Source organism: Phytoactinopolyspora endophytica, from assembly GCF_004138495.1.
Classification (GTDB): domain Bacteria; phylum Actinomycetota; class Actinomycetes; order Jiangellales; family Jiangellaceae; genus Phytoactinopolyspora; species Phytoactinopolyspora endophytica.
In genome coordinates, this window is the sequence record NZ_ML142866.1 from 32654 (window position 1) to 33599 (window position 946).

At 69.9% G+C, this 946-nt stretch carries 1 pseudogene; it reads left to right on the forward strand.

The features are described 5' to 3' along the window. A pseudogene (locus ELR45_RS27085) lies at positions 1-946 on the forward strand (peptidase S8); the annotation flags it as partial.

Genomic DNA, 946 nt, shown 5'->3' on the forward strand with positions numbered 1-946 from the left:
GCGCCCCACGTGGCCGGCGTCGCCGCCCTTCTGGTCGAACAGCACCCGGAGTGGACCGCTCAGGAGCTGGTGTCCGCGATGCAGGGAAGCGCGGTCCCCCACCCCATGCTGGGCGCGTTCCAGCAGGGTGCGGGCCGGGTCGACGCGGGACGCGCCGTCGCACAGGAGCTGGTGGCCTCGCCCGCCAGCCTGAGCATGGGGCTGGCCTCGTGGCCGCACGATGATGACGAGCCGATCGTCAGGACCCTCACCTACGTCAACTCCGGCGACGAGCCGACCACCCTCGATCTGTCCGTCACCACCCTGCACGACGACGGCACGGCTGCGCCCGACGGCATCTTCACCGTTACGCCCGCGGAGATCACCATCCCGGCCGGCGGCAGTTCCGAGGTCACAGTCACCGCCGACACGTCCGTTCCGGCACCGGACGGCGCCTACAGCGGCTGGGTCAGCGGCGAATCCTCCGGTGAGCCGGTCATCACGACCCCGATCGGTGTGGTCAAGGAGGTCGAATCCTACGACCTCACCATCGACGCGGTCGACCGCAACGGCGACCCGGCGTGGACCACGGCGATCCTTGGTGACCTGCAGGCCGAACTACTCCGTGACCTGGAGATTCCGGGCGAGCCGGTCACCCTCCGGCTGCCCGCCGGGCGGTACGACCTGAACAGCACGATCTTCACCGCAGACCCGGACGATCCATACGCCGGCAGCATCACCCTCGCCGCTCGGCCCGACCTGCTGCTCGACGGCGACACACGGATCACCCTGGACGCGCGTGACGGCGAGCTCGTCGAGACGCGCCTCGATAGTCAGACCGCGCGGCCGGGCCTGCGCCGGGCGTTCTTGACCACCTACCGGCTGGTCACCGGGATCGGCACCGACAACGAAGAGTTCGAGCTGTACGCCACTCCGACGGAGCCGGTCGACACGTACCGCTACGCGT